The sequence below is a fragment of the Rhodococcoides kyotonense genome (assembly GCF_900188125.1).
GTDB lineage: Bacteria > Actinomycetota > Actinomycetes > Mycobacteriales > Mycobacteriaceae > Rhodococcoides > Rhodococcoides kyotonense.
Genome location: NZ_FZOW01000003.1, coordinates 303,029 through 318,870, shown reverse-complemented (window position 1 = coordinate 318,870; position 15,842 = coordinate 303,029). Strand labels below are relative to the sequence as shown.

The following is a 15,842-nucleotide window of genomic DNA, read 5'->3' as shown; positions in this document are numbered from 1 at the left end:
AGTCCTGACGCGGAGGTGTGGCGTGTGCTGTCAGATCACGCCCGCTACGAGGACTTTCGGCCTGGTCTGGAGGCTGAGCTGCTCGGCGTACTACTCGCAAACCGTGGTGAAAGCGATAGCACTTTTGCCGACCGAGATTCGATCGACAGGCTACGAGTAGTCGTCGAACAGAACCTGGCAGGCTGGGCTCGGCACGATTACCGTCGGTCGATCGAAGCGATTTCAGCGCATGCTGTACTTGAGGCTCGGCGACAAGTGGACCAGCGCCTATGGACTGACCATCGATTACGAGCACTGGCATCATCTCTCACCCCTGAGTGACCTCTCCGGTCTCAAAGTCGCTGCTGCACAGCCGAATTTAAGCCTCGCCGAGTACGAATTCGAAAACGTCTCCACGAACAGGGTTCGTAATCATGGGCCGTCGGATCCGGAAGGTCAGCACGAAACGCTGTTGAGAACGATCACTCGTGCCGGTGAGTTAGGCGTCGAGGTACTGGTGTTTTCTGAGTACTCGCTGCACAGCAGTTGGCGCGACGAGTTGCAGAGTGCGACGGAGAAGCTTTCCAAGTCTCCAACCTTGATTGTTGCTGGAACTAGCGAGGTGTTCGACGGCGGTTCTGGTGAGCGCGTAGAAAACCATGCATTTCTGATGGTTTCGGGAGGATTCGGGTTGACCCAGGGCAAGGTCTTCGCAGCGGAGATGGGCTCGCGGATCGAGGGAATTGGGCCTGTTGGCTCCGTTAGGGTGTTCAGGTCGGAATGTTGGTCGATCGCGGTGCTTATCTGTCGCGATGCGATGTCGCCCGAGCTGACGGCAATGCTCGGCCGATGTGGCGTGAATTTGCTTCTTGTGCCCGCATTTTCGGAACGTACGGGAACTATCATCAGTCAGGCGTCTTCACTCGGGCCGGTCAGTCAGGCGTTCGCGATAGTTGCAGTGGGTCCGGCAGTGTGGACGGACGAACGCCTGGATCGACGTCCACCGGACGCCCCCCAACGCGACGAAGCTGCGTTCGTTGGACCTTACGAACTTCACCCAGCGACGGTGGTCGCGCCGTTCGGCGGTGGCGAGGGTAGCGAGGAGGCAGGTCCGGGACTGTGGGTATTCGATGCGGCTGAACGCAGCATGGACTGGGTGTCGATCTAGTTCTCAATAGTTGCCAATAGTTGCACCGCCGCGTCGTGTTTGGCAGACTGTGGCGATGGTGGCCAATGCGACGGCTGAGGTTTTGCGCTCTCTGACCCGGAAAATAGCAGGTGAAAAGCCTGACCTTCGGGCTGCGACCGGCGTGATCAACGACATCGGACGGGTTCTGGCCGGCGGACCGACTACCGATGCCAGAGCTCTGCAGGCTGAGGTGGCATCGCTTCGGGAGGAACTCGAACGGTGTAAGGATGTATCCGAACTCAAGCCTTCTGAGATACTCCAGGGGCAACATGGGCGGATCTTCCTCGCAGGCGCTATGTGGGGCGCGGACGAGATGATGTCAGCGTATGTGGCGCAATCGAATCGGGTCCTCGAAAAGCGATCCGATACTACGGCGCGAGTTGCGATCGTGGATGCTGCCATGCAACTTCTTCGCGGCGGACAGACGACCCCTACGGCGATTCGCAGAGCCGTCGAGCAACGGGGTGTATCGGTGCGGCCCGACCAGATTTCCAAAGCGCTAGGTGAATTGATTGCCCGCGGCAAAGTGGCGGCAGCCGATGGGCCCGAGGGTTCTGATCGACGATCTCGCTACTACAAGCTGGCGGATTGACGGGCGAAGCCGAACGGTTTGTCATGGTCGACAGCCCGTTGTAGTGCGGGCAACGTATCCGAACGAACTCGAGCGAAGCCTACCGTCGCAACAGGTCTGTGAGCGCACGTCGCGCATTGGTCATCGAGCGCAAGATAAGCACGGATTCGTTACCCGAAACCGTGCACAATGCTCAGTCCTGAACTCTTCTATTGCGCCGACTGATGATTCTTGGTTGTGTTCCAAGTAACAGTGCACCATCGTTACGGAGGACGACATGCCGAGAAACGACGACGACGCCCTCATTCAGATCGTCACGCCGGAGGGCCGACGGACCGAGCCTTCGGAATACAGCGAACTGGTCGCCGACGTCACCGTGGATACGCTGCAGAATCTCTACGAAGACCTGGTCGTCGTACGGCGAATCGATGCCGAGGCCACGGCGCTGCAACGCCAGGGTGAGCTCGGATTGTGGGCGCCGCTGCTGGGGCAGGAGGCCGCGCAGGTGGGCTCGGCCCGCGCGCTGCACCGTGACGACTTCGTGTTCGCCAGCTATCGCGAACACGGTGTCGCCTACTGCCGTGGCGTCGACCCGACCGAGATGTTGCGATTCTGGCGCGGATCGACGCAATCGGGTTGGAACCCTTACGAATACAACATGACAACGCCGGCCATCATCGTCGGATCGCAGGCGCTGCACGCGACCGGATACGGACTCGGGATGAAGTTCGACGGGAGCGACGGCGCCGTCATCACCTACTTCGGCGACGGTGCGACCAGCCAGGGCGACATCTCCGAAGGCTTGGGATTCGCAGCGAGTTTCGGCGCGCCCGTCGTGTTCTTCTGCCAGAACAATCAATGGGCGATCTCCGAACCGGTGACGCTGCAGACGCACGCGTCGATCGCCGACCGCGGGCGCGGCTACGGCATTCCGGCACTGCGCGTCGACGGAAACGACGTTCTCGCTGTACTTGCCGCTACACGAACAGCGTTGGCGCGGGCCCGCGAAGGAAGTGGCCCGACGCTCATCGAGGCCGTCACGTACCGAATGGGACCGCACACCACGTCCGACGACCCGACTCGGTACCGCTCGGCAGCGGTGGACGACGAGTGGAAGCAGAAGGATCCGATCGACCGCATCGAGCGACTGCTCGAGACCGAAGGCGCCATGGACGATGCCTTCCGCACACGAGTGAAGGACCGCGCCGACGCCACAGCCGCCGAACTGCGACGCGGATGCCTCGGAACCGTCGAACCGGGCCCGATGGCGTTGTTCGACAACGTGTATGTCGATCCACATCCCTTGATCGACGAAGAGCGTGACGCCTACGCCGCTTACCTCGCCGGATTCGAAGGAGCCCAGTCATGACCGCAACTCTGTCTCGGACCGCGTCTCTGCCGCTGGGCAGAGCCCTCAACGCGGGACTGCGTCGAGCACTAGAGGACGATCCGAAGGTCGTCCTCCTGGGCGAGGACATCGGCAAACTAGGTGGTGTCTTTCGGATCACCGACGGCCTTCAGAAGGATTTCGGCCCGAACCGTGTCATCGACACACCTCTCGCAGAATCCGGAATCATCGGTACTGCAGTCGGTCTCGCGTTCCGCGGCTACCGGCCGGTGTGCGAGATACAGTTCGACGGGTTCATCTACCCGGCATTCGACCAGATCGTCTCGCAGGTCGCGAAACTGCACTACCGCACTGGCGGTCACGTGACGATGCCGCTGACCATCCGAGTGCCGTACGGCGGCGGAATCGGTGCCGTCGAACATCATTCGGAGTCACCGGAGGGCTACTTCGCTCAGACCGCAGGCCTGCGCGTCGTCAGTTGCAGCAATTCCACCGACGCCAATGTCATGTTGCGACAGGCGATCGCGTCGGACGACCCAGTCCTGTTCTTCGAGCCGAAGCGTCGCTACTGGCAGAAGGGCGAGGTCGACGTCACCGCCTCGATCGACGACGCCTATCCCTTGCACAAGGCGCGGGTCGTGCGAGAAGGACGCGATGCCACCGTCGTCGCCTACGGTCCGTTGGTTGCGACAGCTGTCAATGCCGCGGACGTCGCTGCACGAGAAGGCCGATCACTCGAAGTGATCGACCTGCGGTCGCTGTCTCCGTTGGACATGGACACGATCGCGACGTCGGTGCGCAAGACCGGCCGTCTCGTCGTCACGCACGAGGCTGCGACGTTCATGGGTATCGGTGCGGAAATCGCTGCGCGCGTGCAGGAACAGTGTTTCTACAGCTTGGAAGCGCCGGTGCAGCGTGTCGGCGGATTCGCGATCCCGTATCCGGCAGCCAAGCTGGAAGAGTTCTTCCTACCCGACGTAGACCGCATTCTCGACGCCGTCGACAGGAGCTTCCCCGCATGACCAAGAGTTTCCTGCTGCCCGACCTCGGCGAAGGACTCACCGAGGCCGAGTTGATCACCTGGCTTGTGAAGGTCGGTGACACAGTCGAATTGAACCAGGTCATCGCCGAGGTCGAAACCGCCAAAGCGTCCGTGGAACTGCCGTCACCGTTCGCCGGTACCGTGACTGCGCTGCATGCCGAGGAAGGCTCCACGGTCGAGGTCGGTAAGGCCATCATCGATATCGACGAACCCGGTGCACCGGAAGAACGTACGCCGGTTCTCGTCGGCTACGGGGTGGCGGGGGAGGGCAAGAGTCGCCGTGGAGGTAGGAGACCAGCGCCTCCCGCAGAGGCAGGAGGCAAGCCTCTCGCGTCCCCGCCGGTGCGTTTCGTCGCGCGGCAAGAAGGTATCGATCTTGCGGACGTTCCGGCCACCGGTGGCCGGGGTGAAGTGACGCGGGGCGATCTGGATGCGTTTTTGCAGCGGCCCGAACCGGTTGCGCCGCAGCCCGAGGACGAGACGCGGACGCCTATCAAGGGAGTTCGCAAGCACACTGCGGCCGCGATGGTGTCGAGTGCGTTCTCGGCACCGCACGTCACCGAGTTCATTACGGTCGACGTGACCCAGACGGTCGAGTTGATCGAAAAGCTGCGTTCCAACAAGCACTTTCGCGATGTGCGCCTGACGCCACTTGCGCTTGTCGCGAAGGCGCTTCTGGTTGCGTTGCGCGCGAACCCGAGCCTGAACTCGGAGTGGGACGAGGTGAATCAGGAGATCGTGACGAAGAGGTACGTCAATCTCGGAATCGCTGCCGCAACCCCGCGCGGTCTGATGGTGCCGAACATCAAGGGCGCACACGCACTCGGACTGAAGGATCTGGCCCTGGCGCTGAACGGGCTGACGGCGACGGCCAAGGAAGGCAAGACCGGGCAGGAAGATCTCGCCGACGGCACCATCACGATTACCAATGTCGGTGTCTTCGGGGTGGATTCGGGAACCCCGATCCTCAATCCCGGCGAGGCAGCGATCCTGTGCTTCGGTGCGATCCGTCGTCAGCCTTGGGAGTTCGAAGGCGAGATCGCATTGCGATCGGTGACGACCTTGAGCCTGTCGTTCGATCATCGACTTGTCGACGGCGAGCAGGGGTCGAGGTTCCTGGCTGATGTTGCGTCGATGCTGGCCGATCCGCTGAATCTGGTTGCGCTCGGATGACGCCGGATGTCGTTGTGCTGGGCGGTGGTTCGGGTGGGTACTCCTGTGCCTTCCGCGCCGCGGAACTCGGCCTTTCGGTGGTGTTGATAGAGCAGGACAAAGTCGGCGGGACGTGTCTGCACCGCGGGTGTATCCCGACGAAGGCGCTGCTCCACGCAGCTGAGGTGGCTGATTCGGCTCGCCACAGCGCTTCGGTGGGGATCGAGACTTCCTTCGACGGCGTCGACATGGCGGGTGTTCACGCCTACAAGGATGGCGTCGTCGCGAAGCTGTACAAGGGTCTGCAAGGCCTTGTCAAGGCGAACAAGGTCGAATTGATCAGCGGCACTGGGCGATACGTCGGCGACAGTACTGTCGAGGTGGACGGGCGTCGGATCGTCGGAAAGTCGGTTGTTCTGGCAACGGGGTCGTATCCGAAGGTGCTGCCCGGTATCGAGCTGGGGCCACGTGTGTTGACCAGCGACCAGGCGTTGATCCTCGACCGGCTGCCGACGCGCGCGATCGTGCTCGGTGGCGGCGTCATAGGCGTCGAATTCGCCAGTGTGTGGGCGTCGTTCGGTGCGGACGTGACGATCGTCGAAGCGCTTCCGAGACTGATTGCAGCAGAGGACGAATGGTCGTCGAAGCAACTGTCGAAAGCGTTCCGAAAGCGCGGCATCACCGCGAAGACGTCGTCGCCGTTTGCCGGTGTGAAGGAGACTCCGGACGGTGTGACGGTCACGCTCGAATCGGGGGAGACGCTCGATGCAGACGTGGTGCTCGTGGCCGTCGGGCGAGGGGCGAACACGGGCGCGCTCGGAGACATTGCTCTGGACGGTGGGTTCGTTGCCGTCGACACCGCGCTGAGAACTTCCGAGGAGGGTGTCTATGCCGTCGGCGACATCGTTCGAGGGCCTCAGTTGGCGCACAGGGGAACTCAGCAGGGAATCTTCGTGGCCGAGCAGATTGCCGGACTCGAGCCCAAAGCCGTTCGCGACGAAAACATCCCACGCGTCACGTATTCGAATCCGGAGATCGCGTCCGTCGGGCTGACCGAGGCTCAGGCCGTCGAGCAGTGCGGGTCAGCGGAGACGGCTGTCCATGATCTCGCCGGCAACGCGAAGAGTCAGATTCTCGGGACGTCCGGCGGAGTCAAGCTGGTGCGCGCTGGTGGCGCCGTCGTCGGGATCCACATGGTCGGCGCGCGGGTGGGCGAGCTGATCGGTGAGGCGCAGCTCGTCGTGAACTGGGGTGCGTACCCGGAGGAAGTTGCCCACCTCGTCCACGCCCACCCGACTCAATCCGAGGCGCTGGGCGAGGCGCATATCGCACTAGCCCATGTGCACGAAAATACATAGCCCGCTATGTATTTCTATGCACATGGCCGGAGGCCCATTGTTACGCCCCTGAAAACTCTCCCGCTCGTCGTTCCACATACGTAAATCTACGGACGTGCGGGGTGCCACCTGGTTCCTACTGTTCTGCCATCACATCAAACGGGATGTGAATCACCGTTCTCGGTGAGGCAAGCAGAAGGAGACATGATGGGACGTCTGTCCGGATCAGTGGCCATCGTGACCGGCGCGGCGGGCGGAATCGGCCTCGGGATCGCCGAACGGTTCGCACTCGAAGGGGCCACCGTCGTCGCGACCGATGTCCAGGCCGTGACCAGGGACAGCGCGGTCGAGATCCGTCAGCACGACGTCACCGACGCGGGCCAGTGGGCGGGACTCGTCGACGAGACAGTCGCCGCGCACGGCAAGGTCGACATCCTCGTCAACAACGCAGGTGTAGCGGGATATTACGACATCGTCGACACCCCGCTGGACGAATGGCAGCGCATCGTCGCCATCAATCAGACCGGCGTCCTGTTCGGGATGCAGTCGGTCATCCCAGCGATGCGAGCGAACGGCGCAGGATCGATCGTCAACATCTCCTCGATCTGCGGCTCGACCGCCGTGCCCGGCGTCGCGGCCTATCACGCCAGTAAAGGCGCGGTCATCACGATGACCAAGAACGCCGCGGTCAGCTATGCCCGTGACGGCATCCGGGCCAACGCCATTCTCCCCGGCTGGATCAAGACGCCGATGACCGTCGGCCAGACCGACGAACTCAACGCCCGATACCTCGACGCAACCCCACTCGGCCACGGTGCCGATCCCGAGGACATCGCGTGGGGCGCGGTCTATCTGGCATCGCGCGAGTCCGCCTTCGTCACCGGTATCGAATTGCCGATCGACGGCGGATATCTCGCGCAATGACCGACACTTCGAAGAGAGAGAACCATCCGTCATGAACAGGTTGCAAGGCAAGATCGCGCTGGTCACCGGTGCGCAGCAGGGAATAGGGCGTGCGACGGCAGAGGCCTTCGCAGCGGAAGGTGCGATCGTCTACGCCGCCGACCTGACCGACGGTTTCGAGAAGATCGACGGTGCTCACTCGATCGCCCTCGACGTTTCTCGGGAAGAGGCGTGGCAGAGCGCCGTCGACGCCATCGTCGCTGAGCACGGAACCATCGACGTCCTGGTCAACAATGCAGGCGTCATCGCGTACTCCGGTATCGAGGACATCGGTATCGAGGAGTGGAACAGGGTCATCGGCGTGGACCAGACCGGAGTCTGGCTCGGTATGCGTTCGGTGATTCCCTCGATGCTGTCGGCAGGTGCGGGCTCGATCATCAACCTGTCCTCGGCGTGGGGCGTCGTGGGCGGCGTCGGCGTCGCCGCGTATCAAGCCGCCAAGGGTGCAGTCCGGTCGATGACGCGCAATGCCGCGATCACCTATGCGCAGCAGGGGGTTCGGGTCAACTCGATCGTGCCCGGGTGGATTCGCACACCGCTCGCCGAAGCGCAGGATCCCGAGATCAATGCACGTGTCATCGGCGGCACCCCGATGGGCCGGGGAGCCGAGCCGATCGAAATCGCCTACGGCGCTGTGTACCTCGCCAGCGACGAGTCCTCATACGTCACCGGAACCGACCTCGTCATCGACGGTGGACTGCTCGCTCGCTAGAGCCTCAACGAACAGGAGTACCGCTATGAGCAGGACCGTCACCGTATCCGCGGTGCAATTCGAGATGCGCGAACTCGACGGCTTCGACGCCTTCGCAGCACAGGTCCGCGGATTGATCGAGCAGACCGACGGAAGCGACATCGTCGTGTTCCCCGAGCTCGTCACCGAGCCATTGTTCACCGTGAAACCAGGATGGCAGTCGGACCCGATCTCGGAGCTCGGACGCATCTCCGAGTACACCGACGACTATCGCGCGCTGTTCGCCGATCTCGCACGCTCCCGTGGCCAGAACATCTTGGCGGGAACACATCTCGTGCAGAAGGAAGACGAACTGCTCAACACAGCGTTCCTCTTCACCCCGGACGGCACGGAGTACCAGCACGAGAAGACACACATCTTCCCGGCCGAAGCGGACTGGGGAACGGGCGAGGGCAACCTGCTCGAGCCGATCGACCTCGGCAACGTCACGGTCGGCATCGCCGTCTGCTACGAGGCAGAGATTCCCGAGGTGAGCACGGTTCTGTCGAGGCGAGGTGCCGAGCTGCTGCTGATGCCGTCGTACACCTTCACCGAGGCAGGCTTCTACCGCGTCCGGCACACCGCGGCAGCGCGATGCATCGAGAACCAGGTCTATGCGGTGCACGCACCGATCGCAGGGTTCGCCGGAGCACCGCTGTCCCCGGGCTGGGCGCGCGCGTCGATCCTGAGCCCGTGCGATCTTGCCTTCCCCGCGAACGGTGTTGTGGCAGAGGCGCAGACGAACGTCGAGGACGTGGTCACCGCAACGTTGGATCTCGATCTGCTCGCCGAGAACCGCAAGACGGGCGCGGCGACGACGTTCTACGACCGTCAGCGCCGAAGTCCTCTGTACCGCTCGTTCGCCGCCGACCTACTCCCCGAATAGAAGGAGCCTGCAATGCCTCTGAATCTGCCCGAGGGCAAGAAGATCGCCGTCAACATCGGATGTGACTTCGACGCGCACAGCGTGTGGATGGGAACGTTCGGCAAGACCAGCCCGAGCTACCTCTCTCGCGGGGAGTTCTGTGCCGAGGTCGGTGTGCCGCGGATGCTCTCGCTGTTCGGCAAGTACGACATCGCCGGAACCTGGTGCACTCCCACGCATTCCATGGAGACCTTCCCGGACGCGTTCCAGAAGATCGTCGATGCCGGCCAGGAAGTCGCGGCACACGGTTGCTACCACGAGTCGGTTCCGTCGTTGGACCACGACACCGAGCGGTACCTGATGGACAAGACGCTGAACCTGCACGAGAAGTACGTCGGCAAGCGTCCGCGCGGATACCGTTCGCCGGCATGGGATTTCACCGAGAACACTCTGTCGATTCTCGAACAGAATGGGTTCGAGTGGGACTCCTCGCTGATGGGCCGTGATTTCGAGCCCTACCATCCACGACCCGTCGAGGTGCGATGGGAAGAGGGCAGCGTCCTCGGCACACCGTCACCGATTCTGGAATTCCCGGTGTCGTGGTTCCTCGACGACTTCCCGGCCGCCGAGTACATCCCCGGCGTCAACCAGGGATTCGAGTCGACGACGTCGATGTACGAGCGCTGGAAGGACCACTTCGACTACTGCTACGACAACGTTCCGAACGGAGTCATGGCACTCACCGTGCATCCGCAGACCATCGCACGCGCACACCACATCATCATGTTCGAGAAGCTCATCGACTACATGTCCGGTCACGACGGCGTCTGGTTCGCCTCCCTCAGCGACATCTACGACACGTGGACCGAGAACTGAATCCCCTTCGAAAACCAAGGACAATCATGAGATTTCGCACCATGAGCATCGCCGCTGCGGCCGCCGTGCTGACCGTCTTGCCTGCCTGTTCCGTCGACGCCGTAGCCGACTCGTCCAGTGAGGGACGCGAGCAGACGGTGCCCACCGTCGACTCCGCCTCCGACCTGAAGATCGCCTACTTCTCGGCAGGCGCCAGCAACGCCTACCTTCAGGCATCGATCGACGAAGCGAAGAAGACAGCCGACGAGCTCGGCGCCGAACTCGACGTGTTCGACGGCCAGTTCAACGCCCAGACTCAGTTCGATCAGATGCAGAACGCCATCACGAGCGGCAAGTACAACGCCTTCGCTGTGGAGCCGAACGACGGAAACCTCGTGTGCAACATGCTGACCCAGCAGGCGCCCGAGAAGAACATCATCGTCTCGGTGTTCAACCTCCCCATCTGCGGCCGCGCGACCAACAGCGGCGAGGAGACGTGGGAGCCGGGCACCGTCAACTATGTCGGCGGGCAGACCCTCGACGTGTACGAGGCGTGGGTCGAGAAGGTCAAGGCCGACCATCCCGACGGCGCGAAGATCGCACTGATCTCCGGACCGGACCTCAACGCCAACACGCTCTGCTTCTTCGACGCCGCAAAGGCATTCGAGGACGACGCCAAGTACGAGGTCGTCTCCAAGCAGACCACCGACTACACCACGCCCAAGGGATTCCAGGCGGCGCAGACGATCCTGCAGGCGAACCCGGACCTCGATGTCGTGATGTCCAACTTCTCCGGAATGACGCGTGGCGTCGTGCAGGCGACCGCAGGTCGAGATGTCTCCGTCTACGACTTCGGCGGTGACCAGTGGGCCCTCGACAACGTCGCCTCCGGCGCCATCACCAGCAGCGTGATGATGCTTCCTCGTCTCGAAACACGGTTGGCGATAGAAGGACTCGCGGACACCGTCGAGAAGCGTGACACTGCACGGTTCGTCGACCTCTCCACGTCGGACTCGCTGCCGGGAACGCCGTTCGCCGAGCGCAGCAACGTCGCCGACTTCACGGCCGAGTACTAGAGGCACGAGCAACATGACTGTGAACGAAACGCGGCCGACTGCCATCGACTGCGTCGAGGTCTCCAAGACCTACGGCGCCAATCGCGCGGTGAAGTCCGCAACAGTGCAGATCGAGGCTGGAAGCGTCCATGCGCTGGTCGGCGAGAACGGCGCTGGCAAATCGACTCTCCTCGGAATGATCAGTGGCCGAGTCGAAGCGAGTTCCGGATCCATCACGGTGTTCGGCACGACGCTGCACGGCGGCAACCCGCGCGAGGTGCGTCAGCTCGGGCTGGCGGCGGTGTACCAGGAGCTGACGATGGTGCCTGCGCTCGACGCGGTGGCCAATGTCTTTCTGGGACAGAATCTCACGCGTCGGGGAGTGCTGGACAGCAAGGCGATGCGTACTCGGTTCCGGGAGATGTGTCTCGACTTCGACGTCGACATCCCGATCGGTGTACCGGTCCGTGAGCTGTCCGTGTCGACTCAGCAGATCCTCGAGATCATGCGCGGCGTTCAGGCCGACAGCAAAGTCTTGATGCTCGACGAGCCGAGCGCGGCCCTCGCCGAGCACGAGAGGGATGTGCTCTACCGCGTGCTCGACCGCCTTCGTTCGCAGGGCACGACCATCATCTTCGTCAGCCACAATCTGGAAGAGGTTCTGGCACTGGCTGATCGGATCACGGTACTGCGCGAGGGCACGATCGTGCGGACTGCCGACCGCGGCGAATGGGATCGAAAGCGGCTCATCCAGGAGATGGTGGGGCGCGACGTCGAGGTCGCGGTTCGCGCGGAGCGTCGGCCTCTGGGTGACGTCGTACTGCACGCACAGGACGTGTCACTACCGAACGTTCTGCATGGCCTCGACCTCACGGTCCGACAGGGTGAGATCGTCGGACTGTGGGGGCTCGTCGGTTCCGGCCGAACCACGTTCATGCGTTCGGTGTGCGGTATGGAACCGGCGGCGACGGGTGAGATGACGTTGGACGGCACGGGCGTCGTATGGCCGAAAAGCCCACGCGCAGCGATCGACGCCGGCCTCGTGTTGGTCCCCGAGAGCAGACGCGCCGGCCTTGTCCTGAACATGGACGGCGCCAGCAACTACTGGCTCGGCCGGTCCAAACGGGCCTTCGGTTGGTTGCGGCCGAGCAGGGAGCGTGAGGGTGCGTCGGAACCGGTGCGGTACTTCGGTTTCGATCCGAAGAGACTCGGGGAGCCGGTCGTTCATCTGTCCGGCGGAAACCAGCAGAAGGTTCTGCTCGCCAAGTGGGCAGGGCACACCCCTCGTGTCCTGTTCGTCGACGAACCGACGCGCGGCATCGACATCGGTGCCAAGTCGGAGGTACTCGCCTCCCTCGTCCACCTCGCCGAGGAAGGTGCATCCGTCGTCGTCACCTCCTCGGAGCTCGAAGAAGTTCTGGCCGTCGCCGACCGCCTGCTCGTGTTCGCACACGGTCGCATTGTCGACGACATTCCCGCAGGCTCACCCACATTCACGGTAGCCGACATCGTCAAACTCGGATTTCGAGAGGATGCAGCATGAGTACATCGATCGACACAAGCGCGGTCGCGAGCAGCCCCACACCGGGAAAAGAGCCGCGTAACAAGACAAGTCCGAGCGTCTTTCTCGTGAAGTACAGCATGCTTGTGGTGCTGGTTCTGCTCGTGATCGTCGCGACATTCCTGTACGACGGCTTCCTCGCGCCTGCCAACATCAGGGACATCCTGGTCCAGAACGCTGCGGTCGGCATCATCGCCGTCGGCATGACCTTCGTGATCATCTCCGGTGGGTTCGACCTATCGGTAGGTGCCACATACGCTTTGGGTTCCACTGTGTTCGCAGGCGTGACGATCTCGACCGGCTCGGTGGCATTGGCCGGAGCTGCAGCACTCGCTGCCGGTCTGCTGTGCGGACTCGCCAACGGGTTGCTGGTCGCGAAGCTGCACATCAACCCGTTCGTCGCGACGCTCGGTTCGGCGTCGGTCATCTCGGGACTGGCGTACATCTACTCGAACTCTGCGCCGTTCATCGTCTCGCAGCCGGGATTCCAGGCACTGTCGAAGTCGCACACACTCGGCCTCCCGACGCCGATCTTCATTCTGATCCTCACGATGGTCGTCGGCGGAATCGTGCTGGCCAAGACGACGATCGGCCGCAACGTGCAGGCCGTTGGCGGTAACACCGAAGCCGGCTGGCTGTCGGGACTGAGGGTCCCGTCCATCACGGCAAGTGTCTACGTCCTGACCGGCGCGCTCGCGGCCATCGCGGGAATGATCGACGCGTCGCGACTTGCAGTCGGGCAGGCCGACGTCGGAGCCAACATCGCTCTCGACGCCATTGCCATCGTGGTGGTCGGCGGCACGTCGTTGCGGGGCGGAGAAGGCGCGATGTGGCGTTCGGCGGTGGGTCTGCTGATCCTCGCCACACTGACCAACGTGTTCTACAGCCTCAACGTCAGTCAGCATTGGCAGCTGATTGCCAAGGGCCTCATCGTGATCGCCGCTGTCGCACTGGATTCCGCTGCCCGCCGACGGTCCTGAGGAGTCACATGTACAAGGCTTTGGTGTCGGGCGAGCGGTTCCGCTTCGACTCACTGAACGAAGTGTTGGCCAAAGCCAACGAGGTCAAGTCGGGCGATGAATTGGCCGGCATCGCAGCACGTTCCGACCGAGAGCGCGTCGCGGCCAAGATCGCGCTGTCGGAGGAAACGCTGGGTAGTCTCCACGATCGACCTGTCGTCGAGGATTCGGTGGCCGATGCCGTGCACGCGGCAATCGACGTCGAGCAGTTTCGGTCGATCTCGTCACTGACCGTCGGAGAGTTTCGCGAAGTGGTTCTGTCCGAGGACTTTCCGGCGGAATGGTCGGGAGGGTTGGCGTCGGCGATAGGTCCTGAAATCGCCGCTGCCACTGCCAAATTGATGAGCAATCTCGATCTGGTCGTCGCAGCATCGCGGTTGACCGTGGTGACCAAATGTCGGAACACCCAGGGCGAGCGTGGTGTGTTCGGATGCCGCATTCAGCCCAACCATCCGACCGACGATGTCACGGGAATCATGCTGTCCACGTTGGACGGTCTCATGTACGGCTGCGGCGACGCGGTCATCGGGGTCAATCCCGCAACCGAGTCACCACAGACCGTGGGCCGTGTGCTGCACGCGATTCACGATTTGATCGAACTCACCGGCGCGCCGACGCAATCGTGCGTGCTCTCGCACATCACCACTCAGCTCGCCGCGCTGGAGCGCGGGGCACCGGTGGACTTGCTCTTCCAGTCGGTGGCGGGCACCGAGGCGGCGAATCGTAGTTTCGGCATCTCGTTGTCGATGTTGGCAGAGGGGCGTGACGCGGTCGCGGACTCACATCGCGGACGGGCCGAGGAATTCGTCGGATCGCAGTTCATGTACTTCGAGACGGGTCAGGGGAGCGCGCTGTCCGCCGACGCACACCACGGCGTCGACCAATTGACACTGGAGGCACGGGCTCAGGCCGTCGCGCGTCTGTACGATCCGTTCCTCGTCAATTCGGTCGTCGGATTCATCGGACCCGAGTACCTCGCCAACTCGCGCCAGATCACCCGCGCAGGACTCGAAGACCATTTCGTCGGCAAGTTGATGGGGCTGCCGATGGGCTGCGACGTCTGCTACACCAACCACGTCGACTCCGATCAGAACGACAACGACAACCTTCTGTCGTTGCTGGCGCTGGCCGGATGCACGTTCGTCATGGGTGTTCCGGCAGGCGACGACGTCATGCTGAACTACCAGTCCACCAGCTATCACGACATCGCCAGCGTGCGCAGGCTGCTCGGCAGCGGCCCGGCGCCGGAATTCGCAGCGTGGTTGTCGCGGCAACAGGGCTGGGATCCTGGCCAGGGTGTCTTCGAACTCCCCGAGGCGTGGTGGACTTCGGTGGGTGCGCGAGCTCTGCCGGCGATCGGTGCGCGATGAAACCGACCCCGGCACTGGCCGATCTCACGCCGGCCCGGATTCGCGTCGGGCGGGCAGGCACGGCATATCCGACGTCGTTGCTGCTCCAGCTTCGAGCGGACCACGCGACGGCCCGCGACGCCGTCCATACGGAGGTGGACTTCACCTCCGGCTCCCTGGCCGAGGACGCGGTTCACTTGCGTACCGCCGCCGCCGATCGCGACCAGTACCTGGTGCGTCCCGATCTCGGACGCGTCCTCGACACCGAATCCCGCGCCGAGCTCGCGCGCATCGGGACGCGGGATGCCGACCTGCAGATCGTCCTCGGCGACGGGTTGTCCGGCACGGCCGTAGCGCGGCAAGTGCCGCTACTTCTTCCAGGGCTCATGGCCGGCGCGAGATCTCTCGGGTGGACGTGCGGACGGATCGTCACCGTCCGGAACTGCCGGGTGGGCGTGATGAACGACGTCGGCCGCATCCTCGGATCGGGCGTCGTCGTGCTCCTGATCGGGGAGCGACCGGGGCTTCGCGCCGCAGACAGTCTTTCCGCGTACATGGGCTGGCGTCCAGGCCCGGGGAACAACGACGCCGATCGCAACCTCGTCGCCAACATCCACGCCCGTGGGGTCCGGCCAGACGACGCGGCCGACCGGATTCTGGATCTGGCAGCCCAGATGCAGGCGCGACGGTACAGCGGAGTCGCGATCAAGGAGAACCTCGCGCTTCCGGCAGTCCGGGCAGAAATCGAACGGATTTAACTCGTTCGACACAAGCGATGCCGGTTTCCGGATTAGTGTCCTGACCAGGGCGGGGAACGCTTCGGTTCT

At 63.1% G+C, this 15,842-nt stretch carries 15 protein-coding genes; all 15 read left to right on the top strand.

What is annotated here, in order from left to right:
• Positions 1-229: 229 nt before the first annotated feature.
• The 15 genes from CHB96_RS07055 to eutC all read left to right on the top strand — a co-directional run bounded on the left by CHB96_RS07055 (position 230) and on the right by eutC (position 15,773).
• Positions 230-1,147: a carbon-nitrogen hydrolase family protein gene (locus tag CHB96_RS07055; protein WP_089244448.1), complete on the top strand. Its 918-nt coding sequence runs from the start codon at positions 230-232 to the stop codon at positions 1,145-1,147.
• Positions 1,148-1,202: 55 nt separating this feature from the next.
• A complete protein-coding gene (locus tag CHB96_RS07050) occupies positions 1,203-1,760 on the top strand; it encodes a hypothetical protein (protein WP_141136453.1) in 558 nt (185 codons plus the stop codon).
• A 256-nt stretch (positions 1,761-2,016) separates the two neighbouring features.
• Complete coding sequence (gene pdhA, locus CHB96_RS07045; RefSeq protein WP_089244444.1) at positions 2,017-3,108, top strand: pyruvate dehydrogenase (acetyl-transferring) E1 component subunit alpha; 1,092 nt, start codon at positions 2,017-2,019, stop codon at positions 3,106-3,108.
• Positions 3,105-4,109, top strand: a complete 1,005-nt coding sequence (locus CHB96_RS07040; RefSeq protein WP_089244442.1) for an alpha-ketoacid dehydrogenase subunit beta — start codon at positions 3,105-3,107, stop codon at positions 4,107-4,109. The genes pdhA and CHB96_RS07040 overlap by 4 nt, the downstream gene beginning before the upstream one ends.
• The gene (locus CHB96_RS07035; RefSeq protein ID WP_089244440.1) at positions 4,106-5,302 is read left to right on the top strand and encodes a dihydrolipoamide acetyltransferase family protein; all 1,197 of its coding nucleotides are present in this window, start codon (positions 4,106-4,108) and stop codon (positions 5,300-5,302) included. Before CHB96_RS07040 ends, CHB96_RS07035 begins: the two co-directional genes overlap by 4 nt.
• Positions 5,299-6,639: a dihydrolipoyl dehydrogenase gene (gene lpdA, locus CHB96_RS07030; protein ID WP_089244438.1), complete on the top strand. Its 1,341-nt coding sequence runs from the start codon at positions 5,299-5,301 to the stop codon at positions 6,637-6,639. Before CHB96_RS07035 ends, lpdA begins: the two co-directional genes overlap by 4 nt.
• Positions 6,640-6,822: 183 nt before the next feature.
• On the top strand, positions 6,823-7,542 hold the full coding sequence (locus CHB96_RS07025; RefSeq protein WP_245865319.1) for an SDR family NAD(P)-dependent oxidoreductase: 720 nt from the start codon (positions 6,823-6,825) through the stop codon (positions 7,540-7,542).
• Positions 7,543-7,573: 31 nt separating this feature from the next.
• On the top strand, positions 7,574-8,293 hold the full coding sequence (locus CHB96_RS07020) for an SDR family NAD(P)-dependent oxidoreductase (RefSeq protein ID WP_089244434.1): 720 nt from the start codon (positions 7,574-7,576) through the stop codon (positions 8,291-8,293).
• A gap of 25 nt (positions 8,294-8,318) precedes the next feature.
• Positions 8,319-9,197, top strand: coding sequence for a carbon-nitrogen hydrolase family protein (locus CHB96_RS07015; RefSeq protein WP_089244432.1), 879 nt, complete (start codon positions 8,319-8,321; stop codon positions 9,195-9,197).
• A gap of 12 nt (positions 9,198-9,209) precedes the next feature.
• Positions 9,210-10,052: a polysaccharide deacetylase family protein gene (locus CHB96_RS07010; RefSeq protein WP_089244430.1), complete on the top strand. Its 843-nt coding sequence runs from the start codon at positions 9,210-9,212 to the stop codon at positions 10,050-10,052.
• Positions 10,053-10,078: 26 nt separating this feature from the next.
• A complete protein-coding gene (locus CHB96_RS07005) occupies positions 10,079-11,107 on the top strand; it encodes a sugar ABC transporter substrate-binding protein (protein WP_089244428.1) in 1,029 nt (342 codons plus the stop codon).
• A 13-nt stretch (positions 11,108-11,120) separates the two neighbouring features.
• Complete coding sequence (locus tag CHB96_RS07000; protein ID WP_089244427.1) at positions 11,121-12,629, top strand: sugar ABC transporter ATP-binding protein; 1,509 nt, start codon at positions 11,121-11,123, stop codon at positions 12,627-12,629.
• The gene (locus tag CHB96_RS06995; protein ID WP_217899928.1) at positions 12,626-13,627 is read left to right on the top strand and encodes an ABC transporter permease; all 1,002 of its coding nucleotides are present in this window, start codon (positions 12,626-12,628) and stop codon (positions 13,625-13,627) included. The genes CHB96_RS07000 and CHB96_RS06995 overlap by 4 nt, the downstream gene beginning before the upstream one ends.
• Positions 13,628-13,635: 8 nt before the next feature.
• Positions 13,636-15,036 carry an ethanolamine ammonia-lyase subunit EutB gene (gene eutB, locus CHB96_RS06990; protein ID WP_089244425.1) on the top strand — a complete coding sequence of 467 codons (1,401 nt, stop codon included), beginning with the start codon at positions 13,636-13,638 and terminating at the stop codon, positions 15,034-15,036.
• Positions 15,033-15,773: an ethanolamine ammonia-lyase subunit EutC gene (gene eutC / locus CHB96_RS30045; protein ID WP_089244763.1), complete on the top strand. Its 741-nt coding sequence runs from the start codon at positions 15,033-15,035 to the stop codon at positions 15,771-15,773. Before eutB ends, eutC begins: the two co-directional genes overlap by 4 nt.
• Positions 15,774-15,842: the final 69 nt, after the last annotated feature.